General features: G+C 73.1%; 18 protein-coding genes and 2 tRNA genes. 7 read left to right on the top strand and 13 right to left on the bottom strand.

All coding sequences use genetic code 11. From position 1 onward, the window contains the following. Nucleotides 1-5: 5 nt before the first annotated feature. From BLW82_RS05970 to BLW82_RS05980, 3 genes are read right to left on the bottom strand one after another with little or no spacing between them, the layout of a single operon-like run. Nucleotides 6-1,220, bottom strand: coding sequence for an acetyl-CoA C-acetyltransferase (locus BLW82_RS05970; protein WP_093497812.1), 1,215 nt, complete (start codon nt 1,218-1,220; stop codon nt 6-8). A gap of 50 nt (nt 1,221-1,270) precedes the next feature. Continuing rightward, nucleotides 1,271-2,284, bottom strand: coding sequence for an LLM class F420-dependent oxidoreductase (locus BLW82_RS05975; protein ID WP_093497813.1), 1,014 nt, complete (start codon nt 2,282-2,284; stop codon nt 1,271-1,273). Further along, entirely contained in the window at nt 2,284-3,456 is a 1,173-nt protein-coding gene (locus tag BLW82_RS05980) for a CaiB/BaiF CoA transferase family protein (protein WP_093497814.1), read from the bottom strand. Before BLW82_RS05980 ends, BLW82_RS05975 begins: the two co-directional genes overlap by 1 nt. A gap of 176 nt (nt 3,457-3,632) precedes the next feature. On the opposite strand from BLW82_RS05980, the gene BLW82_RS05985 reads away from it, so the two are divergent. Next, nucleotides 3,633-4,811: a saccharopine dehydrogenase family protein gene (locus BLW82_RS05985; protein ID WP_093497815.1), complete on the top strand. Its 1,179-nt coding sequence runs from the start codon at nt 3,633-3,635 to the stop codon at nt 4,809-4,811. Nucleotides 4,812-4,815: 4 nt separating this feature from the next. On the opposite strand, the gene mmpA is transcribed toward BLW82_RS05985, so the two are convergent. The 4 genes from mmpA to BLW82_RS06005 all read right to left on the bottom strand — a co-directional run bounded on the left by mmpA (nt 4,816) and on the right by BLW82_RS06005 (nt 7,287). Further along, nucleotides 4,816-4,962, bottom strand: a complete 147-nt coding sequence (mmpA, locus tag BLW82_RS44270) for a morphogenic membrane protein MmpA (RefSeq protein ID WP_093497816.1) — start codon at nt 4,960-4,962, stop codon at nt 4,816-4,818. 60 nt (nt 4,963-5,022) lie between these two features. Then, nucleotides 5,023-5,715, bottom strand: coding sequence for an endonuclease V (locus BLW82_RS05995; protein ID WP_093497817.1), 693 nt, complete (start codon nt 5,713-5,715; stop codon nt 5,023-5,025). 94 nt (nt 5,716-5,809) lie between these two features. Beyond that, nucleotides 5,810-6,142: a plasmid stabilization protein gene (locus BLW82_RS06000; protein ID WP_093497818.1), complete on the bottom strand. Its 333-nt coding sequence runs from the start codon at nt 6,140-6,142 to the stop codon at nt 5,810-5,812. Nucleotides 6,143-6,183: 41 nt separating this feature from the next. After that, entirely contained in the window at nt 6,184-7,287 is a 1,104-nt protein-coding gene (locus BLW82_RS06005; protein ID WP_256215662.1) for a WD40/YVTN/BNR-like repeat-containing protein, read from the bottom strand. A 202-nt stretch (nt 7,288-7,489) separates the two neighbouring features. Here BLW82_RS06005 and BLW82_RS06010 point away from each other — a divergent pair, with 202 nt between their 5' ends. The 5 genes from BLW82_RS06010 (at nt 7,490) to BLW82_RS06030 (ending at nt 12,421) form a co-directional block, all read left to right on the top strand. Beyond that, nucleotides 7,490-7,906, top strand: a complete 417-nt coding sequence (locus BLW82_RS06010) for a spore wall synthesis regulator SsgD (protein ID WP_093497820.1) — start codon at nt 7,490-7,492, stop codon at nt 7,904-7,906. Between the two features lie 276 nt (nt 7,907-8,182). Further along, the gene (locus tag BLW82_RS06015; RefSeq protein ID WP_093497821.1) at nt 8,183-9,820 is read left to right on the top strand and encodes an ABC-F family ATP-binding cassette domain-containing protein; all 1,638 of its coding nucleotides are present in this window, start codon (nt 8,183-8,185) and stop codon (nt 9,818-9,820) included. A 96-nt stretch (nt 9,821-9,916) separates the two neighbouring features. After that, complete coding sequence (gene ddaH / locus BLW82_RS06020) at nt 9,917-10,693, top strand: dimethylargininase (RefSeq protein ID WP_093497822.1); 777 nt, start codon at nt 9,917-9,919, stop codon at nt 10,691-10,693. A 227-nt stretch (nt 10,694-10,920) separates the two neighbouring features. Beyond that, the gene (locus BLW82_RS06025) at nt 10,921-11,895 is read left to right on the top strand and encodes an acyl-ACP desaturase (protein WP_093497823.1); all 975 of its coding nucleotides are present in this window, start codon (nt 10,921-10,923) and stop codon (nt 11,893-11,895) included. Nucleotides 11,896-11,962: 67 nt separating this feature from the next. Next, nucleotides 11,963-12,421 (top strand): hypothetical protein, encoded by a 459-nt coding sequence (locus BLW82_RS06030; protein ID WP_093497824.1) that lies wholly within the window; start codon nt 11,963-11,965, stop codon nt 12,419-12,421. Here the strand turns inward: BLW82_RS06030 and BLW82_RS46040 are convergent. The 5 genes from BLW82_RS46040 to BLW82_RS06055 form a co-directional block, all read right to left on the bottom strand. Beyond that, a complete protein-coding gene (locus tag BLW82_RS46040; RefSeq protein WP_093507882.1) occupies nt 12,336-13,523 on the bottom strand; it encodes a leucine-rich repeat domain-containing protein in 1,188 nt (395 codons plus the stop codon). The two genes, BLW82_RS06030 and BLW82_RS46040, sit on opposite strands and share 86 nt — an antisense overlap. Continuing rightward, the gene (locus BLW82_RS06040; protein ID WP_093497825.1) at nt 13,520-14,848 is read right to left on the bottom strand and encodes an SDR family oxidoreductase; all 1,329 of its coding nucleotides are present in this window, start codon (nt 14,846-14,848) and stop codon (nt 13,520-13,522) included. The genes BLW82_RS46040 and BLW82_RS06040 overlap by 4 nt, the downstream gene beginning before the upstream one ends. Before the next feature lie 27 nt (nt 14,849-14,875). Then, nucleotides 14,876-14,947: transfer RNA gene (locus tag BLW82_RS06045), tRNA-Ala, on the bottom strand. A gap of 11 nt (nt 14,948-14,958) precedes the next feature. Further along, nucleotides 14,959-15,030, bottom strand: a tRNA-Gly gene (locus BLW82_RS06050). 67 nt (nt 15,031-15,097) lie between these two features. After that, complete coding sequence (locus BLW82_RS06055) at nt 15,098-15,352, bottom strand: WhiB family transcriptional regulator (RefSeq protein WP_177232852.1); 255 nt, start codon at nt 15,350-15,352, stop codon at nt 15,098-15,100. Nucleotides 15,353-15,610: 258 nt separating this feature from the next. On the opposite strand from BLW82_RS06055, the gene BLW82_RS06060 reads away from it, so the two are divergent. Beyond that, nucleotides 15,611-16,402, top strand: coding sequence for a VOC family protein (locus tag BLW82_RS06060; protein WP_093507883.1), 792 nt, complete (start codon nt 15,611-15,613; stop codon nt 16,400-16,402). Between the two features lie 18 nt (nt 16,403-16,420). On the opposite strand, the gene BLW82_RS06065 is transcribed toward BLW82_RS06060, so the two are convergent. Next, complete coding sequence (locus tag BLW82_RS06065) at nt 16,421-17,449, bottom strand: LacI family DNA-binding transcriptional regulator (RefSeq protein WP_093497827.1); 1,029 nt, start codon at nt 17,447-17,449, stop codon at nt 16,421-16,423. Between the last annotated feature and the right edge of the window lie 55 nt (nt 17,450-17,504).

Genomic DNA, 17,504 nt, shown 5'->3' on the forward strand with positions numbered 1-17,504 from the left:
GGATTTCAGACGCGCTCGACGATGGTGGCGATGCCCATGCCGCCGCCCACGCACAGGGTGGCGAGGCCGTAGCGCTTGTCCTGGCGCTCCAGTTCGTCGACGAGCGAGCCGAGGATCATCGCGCCGGTCGCGCCGAGGGGGTGGCCCAGCGCGATGGCGCCGCCGTTGACGTTGACCTTGTCCAGGGACAGGCCCATGTCCTTCACGAAGCGCAGGACGACCGCCGCGAACGCCTCGTTGATCTCGACCAGGTCGATGTCGTCGATGGTGAGGCCGGCCTTGGCGAGGGCCTTGCGGGTGGCGGGGGCGGGACCGGTGAGCATGATGGTCGGCTCGGAGCCGGAGACGGCGGCCGAGACGATCCGCGCGCGCGGGGTGAGGCCGTAGCGCTCGCCGATCTCCCTGGTGCCGATGGCGACCAGGGAGGCGCCGTCGACGATGCCGGAGGAGTTGCCCGCGTGGTGGACGTGGTCGATCTTCTCGACCCAGTGGTACTTCTGCAGGGCGACCGCGTCGAAACCGCCCAGTTCGCCGATGTCGGCGAAGGACGGCTTCAGCTTGGCGAGGGAGTCGGCGGTGGTGCCGGGCCGCAGGTGCTCGTCGTGGTCGAGGACGACGAGGCCCGCGCGGTCCCGCACGGGGACGACGGAGCGGTCGAAGCGGCCCTCCTTGACGGCCGTCGCCGCGCGCTCCTGGGAGAGCGCCGCGTACTCGTCCACGTCCCTGCGGGAGAAGCCCTCGATGGTGGCGATCAGGTCGGCGCCGATGCCCTGCGGCACGAAGTTGACGGCCAGGTTGGTCATCGGGTCGTTGAACCAGGCGCCGCCGTCCGAGGCCATCGGCACCCGGGACATCGACTCCACGCCGCCCGCGAGGACGAGGTCCTCGAAGCCCGAGCGGACCTTGGCGGCGGCCATGTTGACGGCTTCCAGGCCGGACGCGCAGAAGCGGTTCTCCTGCACGCCGGCGACCGTGTCCGGCAGCCCGGCGGCGATCGCGGCGATCCGCGCGATGTCGGAGCCCTGGTCGCCGACCGGGCCGACGACACCGAGCACGACGTCGTCGACGGCGGCCGGGTCGAGGTCCGGGAAGCGGTCGCGGATCTCGTGGATGAGTCCGACGACCAGGTCGATGGGCTTCGTGCCGTGCAGGGCGCCGTTCGCCTTGCCGCGGCCGCGCGGGGTGCGGATCGCGTCGTACACGTACGCTTCGGTGCTCACTGACAAGCCTTTCAACGAGGGTTTTTCAAGAGGGTTCGGAAGACGGAGGCTCAGAGCCAGTTCTTGACGGTCTCGACCAGACGGGCCGGGTCCGGGCCGACGGGGGTGACGTCCAGCATGGTCACGCCCGCCTCGCGGAAGGCCTCGATGCGGTCCCGGACGTAGCCCTGCGGGCCGCACAGCGATATGAGCTCGCAGAACTCGTCCGGTACGGCCGCGGCGGCGTCCCGCGGCCGGCCTTCGAGGTACAGCTCCTGGATGAGCCGGGCCTCCTTCTCGTAGCCGTAGGCGACGGCGAGGTCGTTGTAGAAGTTCTTGCCGGGTGCGCCCATGCCACCGACGTAGAGGGCGATCCGCGGGCGGACCTGGTCGCGCACGGCGGCCGCGTCCTCGCCGATGGCGAGCAGCCCGCCGGCGACGATCTGGAGCGTTCCGAGGGCCGGGTCCCGGCGGGCGGCGCCCTCCGCCAGCGGCGTGCCCCACACCTGGTGCGCCTTCTCGGGGATGAACAGGGTGGGCAGCCAGCCGTCGGCGACCTCGGCGGTCATCCGGACGTTGGCGGGGCCCAGCGAGGCGACGTAGAGCGGGACGGCGGGGCGGACCGGCCTGGTGAGGATCTTCAGGGGTTTGCCGAGGCCGCCGGGCCGGGGCATGTCGGTGATGCCGTGGTGGTCGATGACCTCGCGGCGCAGGATCCGCCGGGTCAGCTCGATCGTCTCGCGGGTACGGCCGAGGGGCTTGTCGTACGCCTTCCCGTGCCAGCCCTCGACGACCTGCGGGCCGGAGGCGCCGAGTCCGATGATCGCGCGGCCACCGGAGATCGCGTCCAGGCCCGCGGCCGTCTGGGCGATGAGGGCGGGAGTGCGGGAGTACACGTTGAGGATCGCGGAGCCGATCTTCATCCGTTCGGTGCGGGCGGCCAGGTAGCCCATGATCGTGGGCGAGTCGAAGCCGTAGGCCTCCGCGACCCAGACCGCGTCGAGGCCCGCCGACTCCAGCGCGGCCGCCTGGTCCGCGGCGGTACGCGGGTCGCCCGCGTAGTCCAGGAAGGTCGAGAGCTCCATCAGGTGGCGTCCTTGTCGTGGTGGTCGCGGTCGTCGTCGGGGCCGTCGAGGAGCGCCGCTACGTCCCAGTCGCCGGCCACCGCGGCGGTGTCGGCGCCGGGCCGGGCGGGCGGGGTACGCACGGCCGTGGGGGTCGCGGAGAAGCGCGGGGCGGGGGCCGGCTGGGTGATGCCGCCGTGGTCGGCGAAGGTGCCGCGGGCGGCCAGATGGGGGTGGTGCGGGGCCTCGCGGAGGGAGAGGACGGGTGCCACGCAGGCGTCGGAGCCCTCGAAGAGGGCCGTCCACTCGTCGCGGGTGCGCGCCTTGAAGCGGGCCGCGACGCGCTCGCGCAGTTCGCCCCACCGGGTCCAGTCCTTGCGGGCGTCGGCCAGGTCGTCCAGTCCGCCGAGCAGCCGGAGGAACTCGGCGTAGAACTGGGGTTCCAGGGCGCCGACCGCCATGTGGCCGCCGTCGGCGGTCTCGTAGGTGCCGTAGTACGGGCAGCCGCCGTCCAGCAGGTTGGCCCCGCGCCGGTCCTGCCAGCCGCCCGCGGCCACCATGCCGTGGATCATCGCGGTGAGGTGCGCGGTGCCGTCCACGATGGCGGCGTCCACGACCTGGCCGGTGCCGGTCCCGCGCGCGTGGTGCAGGGCGGCCAGGACGCCGACGACGAGGTAGAGGGAGCCGCCGGCGTAGTCGCCGAGCAGGTTGGCGGGGACGGCCGGGGGCTCGTCGGGGCGGCCGATCATGCCGAGGGTGCCGGTGAGGGCGATGTAGGCGATGTCGTGGCCCGCGCGGTGCGCGAGGGGTCCCTCCTGGCCCCAGCCGGTCATCCGGCCGTAGACCAGGCGGGGGTTGCGGGCGTGGCAGTCTCCGGGGCCGACGCCGAGCCGCTCGGCGACGCCGGGGCGGTAGCCCTCGATCAGGATGTCGGCGCGTGCGGCGAGGTCGAGGACGCGGGCGGGGCCGTCCGGGGACTTCAGGTCGACGAGCACCGAGCGCTTGTTGCGGTTGGTGACGTCGTACGCCGGGTCGATCGCGAGCCCGGGACCGCCGGGCCGGTCGACGCGGACCACGTCGGCGCCCAGGTCGGCGAGGAGCATGGCGGCGAACGGGCCCGGCCCGATACCGGCCAGCTCGACCACGCGCACGCCGGAGAGCGGGCCGTGTCCTGGCGTCCCTGCCATGGTCATGCCCCCAGTCATGTGACACAACTGATGTAACACCGATGATGCTAAGAACAGGTTCCACTGGGCACAAGAGCGGACGAGCAAGCGCTTAGTCAAGATACCCCGTGGGGGTGCGTCCGCACTCCTCACGCTAGCCTCAGCCACCGACAACGGCACGGGTTGCACGACCGAGAGGTGTCATGAGCAGGCTGAAGACGACGGACCGTCCCTACGACCTCGTGCTCTTCGGAGCCACCGGCTTCGTCGGCGAGCTCACCGCCGAGTACCTCGCCGCGCACGCGCCCGAAGGACTGCGCTGGGCGCTCGCCGCCCGGGACGAGCGCAGACTGGAGGCCCTGCGCGAGCGGCTGCCGGGCGGCAAGGCGGTCGGCGTGCTGCGCGCCGACGTCGCGGAGCCCGCCACCGTCCGGGCCCTCGCCGAGCACGCGCGCGTGGTGGCCACGACGGTCGGCCCGTACGGCCGTTACGGCGAGGACCTGGTCGCGGCCTGCGCGGACACCGGCGCCGACTACCTGGACCTGTGCGGCGAGCCGGAGTTCGTGGACCTGACGTACGTCCGGCACGACGCACGTGCGCGGGAGACGGGCGCGCGCCTGGTGCACGCCTGCGGTTTCGACTCGGTCCCGCACGACCTGGGCGCGTACTTCACGGTCCGGCAACTGCCGGAGGGCGTGCCGCTGACCGTGGACGGGTTCGTCACCGCGGACGCCACCTTCTCCGGCGGCACCTTCGCCTCCGTGCTGGACCAGTTCGCACGCCCCCGGCAGATGCTCGCCGCCGCCCGGGACCGCGCCCGGCACGAGCCCCGGCTGCTGGACCGCCGGACAAGCGCGCCGACGGGTGCCCCCCGGTTCGCGCCCGAGGTCGGCGCCTGGGCGCTGCCGCTGCCCACGATCGACACCCAGATCGTGCGCCGCTCGGCGAAGGCCCTGGACCGCTACGGCCCCGACTTCCGCTACCGGCACTACGCGGCCGTCCGCCACCTGCCCGTGGCGCTCGGCGGGGTCGCGGTCGTCGGCGCGGTCGCCGCGGCGGCCCAGCTGCCGGCCGCCCGGCGCTGGCTGTCGGACCGGCTCAGGCCCGGGGACGGGCCGGACGCGGAGAAGCGGGCGCGCAGCTGGTTCACGGTCCGGTTCGTCGGCGAGGGCGGCGGGCGACGGGTGTTCACGGAGGTCTCGGGCGGGGACCCCGGCTACGGCGAGACGGCGAAGATGTTCGCGGAGGCCGCCCTCTCGCTCGCCTTCGACGAACTGCCGCCGACGGCCGGCCAGGTCACCACCGCGCAGGCGATGGGCGACGCGCTGACCGAGCGGCTGCGGGCGGCCGGAATCGGCTTCCGGGTGGCGGCGACCCGCTGAACCCCTAGGACTGCCACTGGATCACGGTGTAGAGCATCCCGGCCATCCACCCGAACCCCACCACCACGGCGAGCACCAGCGCGACCGTCACCGTGCGCTCGACGGGCCGGGCGGAGGCGGCAACGGACTCGGGGGCGCGGTGTGTGGTCATGCGGCCAGCCTGCCGCCGGACTGTAACGGCGGCGTCCGTACTCGTACTCAGAATCGCTACTCAGGCCTGAGCTTCACGCAGCGCGCCGCGGCACAGCGCGTCCGCGCGGCGGGTGGTCTCCGGCAGGCGGTACTTCGGGGTGAGCGCGAGCGTGTGGGCGCAGGCGTTGTCGAGGCTGACGCGGTGTCCGACGGAGACGAACACCGGCTTGACCGCGTCCCGGGTGCGCAGCGCGCGGCCGACCTCCTCGGCGCCGGCCAGGAGCGGGGCGTGGCTGCCGCGCGGGGCGTCCGGGTCAGCGTGCGCGAAGGTGAACGGGTTCTTGGCGACACCGATGGTGGGCAGGCCGGTGAGGACGCCCAGGTGGCTGGCGAGGCCGAAGCGGCGCGGGTGGGCGAGTCCGTAGCCGTCGCAGACGACCAGGCCCGGCGGGCAGGGCAGGGCGTCGAGGGCGGCCCGAACGGCCGGGATCTCGCGGAAGGCGAGCAGTCCCGGCACATACGGGAAGGAGACCCGGCCGACGGCGGTCGCCTCGGCGACGACCTCCAGGGTCGCCGCGTCCAGCACGACGGCCGCCGCGGCGACCAGGTCGCGCTCGTCGTCGTAGGCCACGTCGACGCCGGTGACCAGCCCGGCGCCGGGCGCCGGGCCCGGCTCGTCGAGGACCACCCGCCCGCGCAGCTCGTCCTGTACGGCCAGGGCCTGTTCCTCGGTCGCGGGCCAGCCCGCGGGCACCCGTACGGTCGTCGTCATGGTGGGCACGAGCGTACGGGGTGCCACGCGCGCGTGCGGTGACGGCTCGGACAGAACCCGGCGTGGCCCGGACCGAACCCGGCGTCCGGCGGGCTCAGCTCTTCTTGGCGTTCAGAGCCCGTTGCAGCTGCGCCTTGTTCATGTCCGAGCGGCCCTCGATGCCGCGCTGCCTGGCCTCCTCGTAGAGCTGGTCGTAGGTCGGGCCCTGGGCGCCGCTGTGGGACCGCTTCCCGCCGCGCCGGCCGGACGACATGTCCTGGGTGGACGTACGGCTGGCGGTCTTGGACTCGCCGGACCGGGCGCGCTCCTTGTTGACGGTCCGTGCGGCGATCTCCTCGGCCCGGTCCTGGCTCTCGCCGCGGTCGAGAGCGCTCTCCTTGATGTGCTCGTACTGACGTTCCCGCTTGGGGCTGGATCCGCGTGGCATGACCGCTCCTTTCCGGTGGGCGAGGAACGGGTACCCCCGGCTCAGTTCTCCAGGCGTGCCGCCCGGCCCTGCTCCCCGGCCGCCCAGCAGCTCAGGTCCGGTGTGCAGGCCACGGTGTCGTACGAGCCGGTGTCGACGGTGCGCCAGGTGCGGCCGCCGTCGGTGGTCAGGTCGGTGCCGGTGGGGCCGACGGCGAGGGCCGAGGTGCGGCTGTGCGGGAGCCAGGCGACACCCGAGCGGTAGGCGGGCGGCGGGGTGGCGGCGGCCAGCCAGCCGCGGCCGCCGTCCGGGGTGACCGCGGCCGCCTGCGGCGAGGCCTGGTCGGGGCGGTAGTCGCCGCCGACCGCGAGGCCGTGGCCGCGGTCCCGGAAGGCGAGGGCGAAGACGCCCTTGGCCGGGTCGCCCGCCGGGATCGGCGTGTCGGCGGCGGTCCAGGTCAGACCGCGGTCGGCGGAGTGCAGCACGCGCGCGTGCGCGCCGCCGCCGGTGGCCAGCCAGGCGTCCTTCGGGCCGGAGGTGACCAGGCACTGGCCGCTCGCCGCGAAGCCCGCCTCGCCCGCCAGGGCGACCGGCATGCCGTCGTCCGGCAGCACGCGCCAGGACCGGCCGCCGTCGCTCGTCGACAGGATGCGGAACTTCCCGTCGACCGGGTCGCTCATGGCGAGGCCGTGGCGGCGGTCGAAGAAGGCCATGCAGTCGTAGAAGGCGGCGGGATCGGTGTTGCGGAAGGACTCCGTCCAGGTCCGGCCGCCGTCGTCGGTGCGGTAGACCCGGGACGCCTCGCCCTCGCCGATGGCCAGCACCACCGCGCGGTGCGCGTCGAACGCCTCGACGTCCCGGAACTGGAGGTCGCCCGCGTCCGGTGGCGAGACGTTCCGCCAGCTGGTCCCCCCGTCCGTGGTGCGCAGCACGGTGCCGCCGGTTCCGGCCAGCCAGGCGGTGTGCCGGTCGACGGCGGCCAGGCCCCGGAACCGCACGTCCGGGGTGCCGGTGTCCTTGAGTGCCCAGTGCGGTGCCCGGGTGCCGGCCTGTGCGGGACCGGCTGTCAGCGCGGCCAGCGCCGCGGTGCACGCCACCCCCACCGCGACCGCTCGGCCGGTGCGTCGGGCTCGTCCAGTGCGTCGCGTGCTCCCCAAGCGCCTCATGGCGCGCGAAGCTAGCCGACCACCGCGCCGCCGTCCAGAGGGCCCGGCCGCCCCTGGCGAGAGGGAGGCCCGGGTGTGGACTGGGGCGGTGACAGAGGTCACTCGCCCTTCCTGTGCACGGATCGGCCGCCTCCTTCGTCTCTTCCAGTGCCAGGTCTCACACACCCGGGAATTCGTACCACCGTCACGAGGGAGCAAGGCGTTGTCCACCGTCATCGAGCAGCCCGTAGAGGCCCGCTTGGTCGCCGCGTCACCGCGTATGCCGAGCATTCCCGCCACCTTGCGCTACGACCGCGAGGACCCCTTCGCCGTGCGCATGACCTTCCCGGCCCCGGCCACCCTGGAGGGGGTCGACGTCTGCTGGACGTTCTCCCGCGAGCTGCTGGCCGCCGGACTGCACGCGCCGGAGGGCGACGGGGACGTCCGGGTGCGGCCGTACGGCTACGACCGGACCGTGCTGGAGTTCCACGCTCCCGAGGGCACCGCCGTCGTCCACGTGCGCTCCGGCGAGATACGCCGGTTCCTGGAGGCCACCGGCGACCTGGTGCCCGCCGGTCTCGAACACCTTCAGCTGGACCTGGACCACGACCTGGCCGAGCTGATGCGGGACGCCTGCTGACCGGGCGTTTCCCGGCGGTGATTAATTGCGTTGACACTCCTGGTGGCCCCTCCTAACGTGTATCGCGGTCCTGTTGCCGCCGATTGGAGAAGGACGTTGCTCGTCTGAGGTCCTGAGACACCGCGTCACACCCGTGAGGTGTGTCTGTGGCGTTCGACCTCGGCGTGTGAGCCGTCCTCCCGGCGCAGGATTCTCTCCCTGGCCCTCTCGGCTTCTGCCTCGCGGTGTCTCGACACGCGTCTGTCCCCCGACACCGCAAGCAACCGCGAGGCGCCCATGTCAGCATCCCTGACCATCACGTCCCTCTCCTTCGCCTGGCCCGACGGCTCCCCCGTCTTCGACGGCCTGGACATCTCCTTCGGCCCCGGCCGCACCGGCCTGGTCGGTGTCAACGGCTCGGGGAAGTCGACGCTGCTGAAGCTCGTCGCCGGTGAACTCACCCCGGCCGAAGGCTCGGTGAAGGTGGCCGGTGAGGTCGGCCACCTCCCGCAGAACGTCACGCTCGACACCACGCTGCGCGTCGAGGAGGTGCTCGGCATCGCCACGCGGCGGGCCGCCCTGCACGCCATCGAGGCGGGTGACGCGTCCGAGCGGCACTTCGAGGCGCTCGGCGACGACTGGGACGTCGAGGAGCGCGCCCTGGCCACCCTCGGCGAACTCGGCCTTGGCCACATCGGCCTGGACCGGACCGTCGGCGAGGTGTCCGGCGGCGAGTCGGTGCTGCTGCGGCTGGCCGCGCTGCTCCTGCGCCGGCCTGACGTGCTGCTGCTCGACGAACCCACCAACAACCTCGACCTGTACGCCCGCAAGCGGCTGTACGCGGCCGTCGCCTCCTGGCCGGGCGTGCTGATCGTGGTCAGCCACGACCGCGAACTCCTCGACCTGGTCGACCAGATCGCCGACCTGCGGGGCGGTGAGGTCACCTGGTACGGCGGCAACTTCTCGGCGTACGAGGAGGCCCTCGCCGTCGAACAGGAGGCGGCCGAGCGCATGGTGCGGGTCGCCGAGGCCGACGTCCGCAAGCAGAAGCGCGAACTGTCCGACGCCCAGGTCAAACTGGCCCGCCGCAAGCGCTACGGCCAGAAGATGTACGAGCAGAAGCGCGAGCCGAAGATCGTCATGGGGGCGCGCAAGCGGGCGGCGCAGGAGGCCGCGGGCAAGCACCGCATCATGCACGAGGAGCGGCTCAACGAGGCGAAGGAGCGGCTGGACGAGGCGGTGGAGGCGGTACGGGACGACGACGAGATCCGCGTCGAACTGCCGTACACGGCAGTACCGCCGGGCCGGAACGTGCTGACGCTGGAGAACCTGGAGCTCGCGCACGGCTCGCGGGTGAAGGGGATCCTCGACCTGCGCGGGCCCGAGCGGATCGCCCTGATCGGACGCAACGGCGCGGGCAAGACGACGCTGCTGCGGACGATCGCCGGGGGGCTGGCGCCGGTCGCGGGCGAGGCGCACGTGCACGTGCCGCTGCGTTTCCTGCCGCAGCGGCTGGACGTCCTCGACGACGGGCTGACCGTCGCCGAGAACGTGGCCCGGTTCGCACCGGACGCCGGCAACAACCGGATCCGGGCGCGGCTGGCCCGCTTCCTGTTCCGGGGCGCCCGCGCCGACCAGCAGGCGGGCACGCTCTCCGGCGGCGAGCGCTTCCGGGCGGCGCTGGCCGCGCTGCTGCTGGCCGAGCCCGCGCCGCAGCTGCTGATGCTGGACGAGCCGACGAACAACCTCGACATGGCGAGCGTCCGGCAGCTCACCACGGCCCTGGAGTCGTACGCGGGCGCCCTGATCGTCGCCAGTCACGACCTGCCGTTCCTGGAGTCGATCGGGATCACGCGGTGGCTGCTGATGGCGGACGGGGAGCTGACCGGCACAACTCCGGACGAGGTGGCGCGTCTCGGTGAGGGCACAGCCTGACAACGGGGGTTTTGTCGACACCGATCGGCCCTGCATGATGGCGGTCCGGCGCCCCCACAATGGGCGCCGGACCATCACCGACCCCGGAGACCCGCCGTGCCCAGCAAGAAGGCCCTCGTCCGCCGCCCCAGCCCCCGCCTTGCCGAAGGCCTGGTGACGCACATCGAGCGGGAGAAGGTCGACCTCGAGCTCGCGCAGGACCAGTGGGAGGCGTACGCGGAGACGCTGCGCGCGCACGGCTGGGAGACCGTCGAGGTGGACCCGGAGGACGACTGCCCTGACTCGGTGTTCGTCGAGGACACGGTCGTCATGTACAAGAACGTCGCGCTGATCACCCGGCCCGGCGCCGAGTCCCGGCGTGCGGAGACGGCCGGCGTCGAGGAGGCGGTGGCCCGGCTGGGCTGCTCGGTGAACTGGATCTGGGAGCCCGGCACCCTGGACGGCGGTGACGTCCTCAAGGTGGGCGACACCGTCTACGTCGGCCGCGGTGGGCGGACCAACGCGGCCGGGGTGCAGCAACTGCGGGCCGCGTTCGAGCCGCTGGGGGCGCGCGTGGTCGCGGTACCCGTGAGCAAGGTGCTGCACCTGAAGTCGGCGGTGACCGCGCTGCCCGACGGCACGGTTCTGGGGCACATCCCGAACGTGGACCGGCCGTCGCTGTTCCCGGGCTTCCTGGCGGTGCCCGAGGAGGCGGGCGCCCATGTGGTGCTGCTGGGCGGCGGCAAGCTGCTGATGTCGGCGAGCGCCCCGAAGACCGCGGAGCTACTGGCCGATCTCGGCCACGAGGTGGGCACGGTGGACATTTCCGAGTTCGAGAAACTCGAGGGATGTGTGACGTGCCTCTCGGTGCGACTGCGGGAGTTGTACGCCTGACGGGTGATCCTTTCACCTCTTCGGCTCTGGGACCTGCGCGTCCCGGAGCTGCTTGGCATGTCCCGATTCGCCTTGCGCACCGGGCCTGATCAGCGGCATTTACAGCGCACTTAACCTACGGCTTCGTAACCTACGGATTCGTAGCCTACGATCACGTAGGTTTCCGGCCCCGCTCGCCGGTCCTCTCCCGTTCATCCGCTCTTGTTCGGCGTCCCCCTGGAGTTCTCGTGACGATCACTTCTCCCCCTCTCGGCAGCCCGTCCGTGTGGACCGACGCGCGGCTGCTGTACGCCCTGGAGGAAGTGGTCGAGAAGGAGCTGGACCGGCATCTGAAGGTCGCCAAGGACTGGATGCCGCACGAGTACGTGCCGTGGACGGACGCCCGTAACTTCCCCGGCCTCTTCGAGGACGGCGAGGCCTGGCGCAAGGAGCAGTCGAAGGTCACCGAGATCGGCCGGATCGCGCTGGTGGTGAACCTGCTCACCGAGGACAACCTGCCCAGCTACCACCACGAGATCGCCTCACTGTTCGGCCGGGACGGCGCCTGGGGCACCTGGGTGCACCGCTGGACCGCCGAGGAGGGCCGGCACGGCATCGTGATGCGCGACTACCTGCTCGCCTCGCGCGCGGTGGACCCGGACAAGCTGGAGCAGTTCCGGATGTCGCACATGAGCGAGGGCTTCGAGTCGGACAACCGGCACTCGATGCTGCACTCCATCGCCTACGTCGCCTTCCAGGAGCTCGCGACCCGCATCTCGCACCGCAACACCGGCCACCAGTCCGGCGACCCGGTCTGCGACCGCATGCTGGCCCGCATCGCGACCGACGAGAACCTGCACATGGTCTTCTACCGCAACCTCCTGAAGGCCGCGTTCGAACTCGCACCCGACCTGACCATGCAGGCGGTGCGGGACGTCGTCGTCGACTTCCGCATGCCCGGCCACGGCATCCCCGGCTTCGAGCGGGCCGCCGCCCAGATGGCGATCGGCGAGGTCTACAACCTGCGCATCCACCACGACGACGTGCTCCAGCCGGTGCTGCGCCACCTGAAGGTCCTGGAGATCGACGGCCTCGGTCCGGAGGGCCTGCAGGCGCAGGAGGAACTCGGCCTGTTCATGGGCGGACTGAACGCGGAGGCCACGAAGTTCGACGAGAAGCTGGCCGCGCGCAAGGCCCGGATGGCGACCCGCGCCGGCGCCTGACCCGACGACGGACGGGCGCCCGGATTCCCCGGTGCGCCCTGTCGGTGGCCTGCGGCATCATGCGCGCATGCGTGACGACACCACTTCCGGCCGGGCGGTCGGCTTCCTGCTGGACCTGATCGACCCGGCGGACGCCGACCGGGTACGCACGCGGGTCGGGTTGCCCCGCCCGGTGCCGGAGGATCTCCGGGAGACCCGGCGCCGGATCCCCTGGGGGCTGCCGGCGCTGCCGTCCTCGGTGGTGCTGTGGATGCTCCAGGAGGACGACCCGGATCTCAACGCCGTCGTCTGGCGGCTGCTCACCGACCGGGACACGGCACTGCGGCGGGCGATCCTGGACGGCGTGCCCTTCGCCCCGGGGCGACTGCTCGCGGTGGAGGTCGATCCGGTCCTGCGCGACGACTACGCCGAGCCGCCGGCGTCTGCGCCGGAGCTGACGGTCAGGTCTGCGGCGACGCGGTCCGGTGCACGCTGCGTACGGCGGCCACGTCGGCCGGGACCGTGGGTGCCGGGAGGTGGGCGCTGAGGCCGGCCAGGCGGCGCTTGACGCTTGCGGCGACACCGGCGCCGAGGCGGTAGCGGGTGGCCGTGCCGGCCCCGGCCGCGTGGTCGAGGAGCCGGTGGGCCTCCCGGCTGCGCATCCCGGTGTGGGTCAGCACCAGATGGGCGAGACGGTGTTCGGAGCGGGACAGGGCCCGGCCGATCGTGTCGGCGGCCGCCAGGTCGATCCGGTTGTCGCCCGCGGCCAGGACGGCCGCCGCACGTACCCGCCCCAGGTCGAGCAGGGTCACCCCGGCGCCGGCCGCCGCCGTCACCAGGCGGGCCGCGGCCGCCGGTCCGATGCCGTTGCTGGCGACCGCGAGCCGGGTCAGCCGACCGTACGGCGCACGGTCCAGGGCGGCGGCCAGCTCCAGGGCGCCCGCGTCCCCCAGCCGGGCAGCGGACACGTACAGTTCGCCGAGCCCACCCCCGGCGACGACGGCGGCCAGGGCCCGTGCCCCGGCCGCGCCCAGCGGGTTGCCGCCGGCGAAGAGACGTTCGATCCGGCGTCCGTTGCCTGCCGCGGCGAGCAGCGCGTCGGCGAGCACCGCCGCTGCGTCCGGGTCGAGTCCGGTCTGGACCAGGTCGAGGGTGCGCAAGGAGCGGGCGGATGCGATCAGTTCGGCGGCGGCCCGGCCGCCTCCGCCGCCCAGCGGGTTGCGTTTGAGCCACACCCCGGTGACGACCTGCGGCGAGGCCCGCAGCTGGTCGGCGATCCGGCAGGCGCCGCTCGCCGTGATGCCGTTGCAGCCCAGGTAGAGCGTCTCCACCTCGGCGCCGGAACCGGCCACGGCTTCGGCGCCCGCGTCACCGAGGGCGTCCGTGCCGAGCAGCAGGTGCCGTACCGGGGTGGGCCCTTCGCCGAGGGCCTCGGCGATCAGGGCGGCGCCCGCCGGGCCGACGTCCTGCTTGCACAGGTCGAGGCGGCCGTCGGGCAGCGCGGTGCCGGCGGTGAAGTCCAGCCGCTCCCCCGCCGGGCGGCCGGCCCGCAGCCAGTCGAGCAGCGGGGCGAGTTCGGCGGCCGGGCGCGGCACCACGGGCGGGACACCGGCGAAGGTCTGCGGCCGGTCCCCGGGGTCCTCGGTCACCACTCCGCCTCCCGGTAGTCCTTCAGGAACACCCCGGACACCGGGTCCCCGGCCTCGCCGCGCACGATCGGGTCGTAGACGCGGGCCGCGCCGTCGACGACGTCCAGAGGCGTGCGAAAGCCGGAGCCGGCGATCCGGGCCTTCTTCGGAGCCGGGTTCTCGTCGGTGATCCAGCCGGTGTCGACGGCGCACATGTGGACGCCCCGCTCCGCGAGGTCGGCGGCGCTGGTGCGGGTGAGCATGTTGAGGGCGGCCTTGGCCATGTTGGTGTGCGGATGGCCGGCCGTCTTGTTGCGGACGGCGAACCGGCCCTCGACCGCGGTCACGTTCACCACGTAGCGGCGCGGCCGGGGCGAGGCCAGCAGCAGCGGCAGCAGCCGGTCGCACAGCAGCGCCGGGGCAAGGGCGTTGACGAGCTGGGTCTCCAGGACCTCGGCCGGGTCGAGGGCACCGAGCCGGGCCGACCAGGAGTTCTCGGGCGACGGGTCGGGCAGCAGCCCGGCCTCGTCGGCCTCGCGCAGGGCGACGGGCAGGGCCGCGGCCGAGCCCGCCAGTCTGCGCATCGGGGTGAATCCGGGAGCCTGCCGGGCCCCCGGGGGCAGCGCGTCGGGTTCTCCGGCGGCCAGCAGGGCGTACGACTCGGGCGGTCTGCGCACGGTCTGGGCCGCGTTGTTGACGAGGATGTCGAGCGGCTCGCCCTCCTGCCGCAACTCCTCGCACAGGCCGAGCACCTGGCGCGGGTCGCGCAGGTCGACGGCGAGGACGGTGAGTCGGTCCAGCCACTTCGCGCTGCCGGGGGCGGCCTCGAAGCGGCGCACGGTGTCCTGCGGGAAACGCGAGGTGACCAGGACCTCGGCGCCGTCGCGGAGCATCATCAGGGCCAGCTGGAAGCCGATCTTCACCCTGCCGCCGGTGAGCAGCGCGCGGCGTCCGCCGAGGTCCGTGGTCAGGGCACGGCGCGCGGTGTTGTCGGCGGCGCAGTCGGGGCAGAGCCGGTGGTAGAAGGTGTCGACCTGTCGATAGGGCGACTTGCAGACGTAGCAGGTGCGTGGCTTGCGGAAGACGCCGCCGGCGCCGGGCACGGCCAGCGGCGCGTCCTCGCGGCGGTCCGGGGCACCGGTGGCGGTCGCCGCCATCACGGCGGCGTCGGCCCGCGACGTCTCGGTGCCGCGCGTCCTGCGACGGCGCAGCCGTCCGTCACGGGCGAAGGAGGCGGCGACCTGCTCGGCCCGCAGCCGCACCGGGTCGTCGACGGGCAGCGCCCGCAGCTTCCCCACGACCTCGTGGAAGGCGGACAGTTCCGCCTCGGTGATCGCCTCGGTCATCCGCCCCGCCCCGTGTCCGCCGTAGCGTGGTCCCGGCCGGATTCGAACCGGCGTATCCGTCATGCCATGACGGCGAGTCTGCCTCTGCTCTACAGGACCTCGTCACGCGGCCCGGACGACCGGATTCGAACCGGCGTGTTCGCCTTGGCAAGGCGATGCGTCTGCCTCTGCGCTACGTCCGGCCCGCTTGCCCGGATGATATCCGGGCAGGGGTGCGCGGTCGTACCGGATTTCCCGGCGGGCACGGGTTCAGCGGGAGGCGCGGCGCAGATCCAGGCGTTCCTTCTCGGACAGGCCGCCCCAGACGCCGAAGCGTTCGTCGTTGTCGAGGGCGTACTCCAGGCAGGCCGCGCGCATCTCGCACATGCCGCAGATGCGCTTGGCCTCGCGTACCGAGCTGCCGGGCTCGGGAAAGAAGAAGTCCGCCCCGGTCTGCGCGCACAACGCCTGCGCCTGCCAGGCCGGGACGGGCGTGCGGGGCGGGATGACGGTGTCGAAGTGCATGGCCAGGATCGTGCCGGGCGGCGAAAAACGTTCGATCAACGCCCGCTCAACGCCCGGCGACGGAGCACTTCAGCCTCGATCATGCTCCCGCGCGCCACGCCCGCGCACGGCGGCGCGCGGAACGGATCCGAAACTCGGCGATTGCGTCGGGTGACCCACGGTAACCGGGCCGGGATGGGCGTGGGCGGGCAGCGATTGTCAGTGGGCGGTGGAAGACTCGGCGCAGCAGAGAACAGGACCCTTGCGAGGAGGGCGATGATGCTCACCACCCGTTTCGTCAACGGCGCTCCCAACTGGATCGACCTCGGCACGCCCGAGATCGACGGCGCCGTCTCCTTCTACAACGGTCTCTTCGGCTGGCAGTTCCGGTCGGCGGGTCCCGACGCCGGCGGCTACGGTTTCTTCCAGCTGGACGGCCGGACCGTCGCCGGCGGTATGCAGACCGGCCCGGAGCAGGGCCCGCCGTCCTGGACGGTGTACTTCCAGAGCGAGGACGCGCAGGCCACCGCGAAGGCGGCCGAGCAGGCGCACGGCAGTGTCCTCGCGCAGCCGATGGACGTGCTGGGCCAGGGCCACCTGGCGGTCCTCACCGACCAGGCGGGGGTGCCGTTCGGCATCTGGCAGCCGGCGCTGACCAAGGGATTCGACGTGGCGGGGGATCCGGGTTCGCTGTGCTGGGTCGAGCTGTACACCCCGGACATCGCGGCCGCCGCGGCCTACTACCACAAGGTGCTCGGCCTGGAGACCTCCGGCGTGCCGTTCCCCGGCGGCACCTACACCTGTGTCAACCCGGCGGGCGGCGACGACGCGTCGGTGTTCGGCGGGATGGTGCCGCTGGCCGAGGACCCGGCCGAGGCGCAGGCCGGCGCGTACTGGCTGCCGTACTTCGAGGTCGAGGACCCGGACGCGGTGGTCGAGAAGGCCCAGCAGACGGGCGGCCGGGTGCGGATGCCTGCGACCACGCTGGAGGGAGTGGGCCGGATGGCGAAGCTGGCCGACCCGTACGGCGCCCGCTTCGCGGTGATCAGGAGCGAACCGCAGCAGACCTGAGGCCGGAGCCGGGGCCCGTCACGCGGTCGCGCGCCGTATCAGCGTCGTGGGCAGGACGACGCTGGACGGCGCGCCGGTGGACGGCCCGCCGCGGGTCAGGGTGGACAGCAGCAGGCGGGCCATCAACCGGCCCATCTCCTCGATGTCCTGACGGACCGTCGTCAGCTGCGGCTCGGTCTGTCCGGCGACCGGCAGCACGTCGTCGAAGCCGATCACGGCGACGTCCTCGGGCACCCGGCGGCCGCGCTCGCGCAGGACGCGCAGGGCACCGAGCGCGGTGAGGTCGTTGGCGGCGAACACGGCGTCCACGTCCGGGCAGCGGTCGAGGAGTTCGCCCATGGCCCGCTCACCGCCGGACGGGGTGAAGTCGCTGGCGACGACCAGCCGGGGATCGGTCTCCCCCATCACGTCCCGGTATCCCTGCAGCCGGTCGGCCGCCGACGTCTGGTCCAGCGGCCCGGTGATGTGCGCGATCCGGGTCCGGCCCAGGCTGACGAGATGGCGCACCGCGTCCTCGGCGCCGCCCCGGTTGTCGCAGTCGACGTACACGACGCTGTCCGTGCCGTCGTTCCAGCCGGGCCGGCCGCCGAACACGGTGGGGACGCCGGCGCCCTCGATCAGTCCGGGCAGCGGGTCGTCGAGGTGGAGCGAGAAGACCAGCGCGCCGTCGACATGGCCGCCGGCGAGATAGCGGGCCACCCGGGCGTGGTCGTCCCGTCCCTCGGTGAGCAGCAGGACGAGCTGGTTGTCGTGGGCGGTCAGTTCCTTGCTGATGCCGCGCAACTGGAGGGCGAAGAAGGGGTCGGCGAAGATCCGGGTCTCGGGTTCGGCGATGACGACGGCGACCGCGTCGTGCCGTCTGGTGACGAGGCTGCGGGCTGCCTGGTTGGGGACGTAGCCGAGTTCCTCGACCGCCCGCCGCACCCGTTCGACGAGCGGCTCGCGCACGCCGTCCCCGCCGTTGACGACCCGGGACACGGTGGCCCGCGACACCCCGGCCCGCGCGGCCACGGCCTCCAGCGTGGGGCGCGACACTGCCTCGGACACCTCGGCCCTCCTCCTCGGCGGCTGGCGATCAGCATAGTCCCGGGATCCGGGGAGG

This window comes from Streptomyces sp. Ag109_O5-10, assembly GCF_900105755.1.
Taxonomy (GTDB): Bacteria; Actinomycetota; Actinomycetes; order Streptomycetales; family Streptomycetaceae; genus Streptomyces.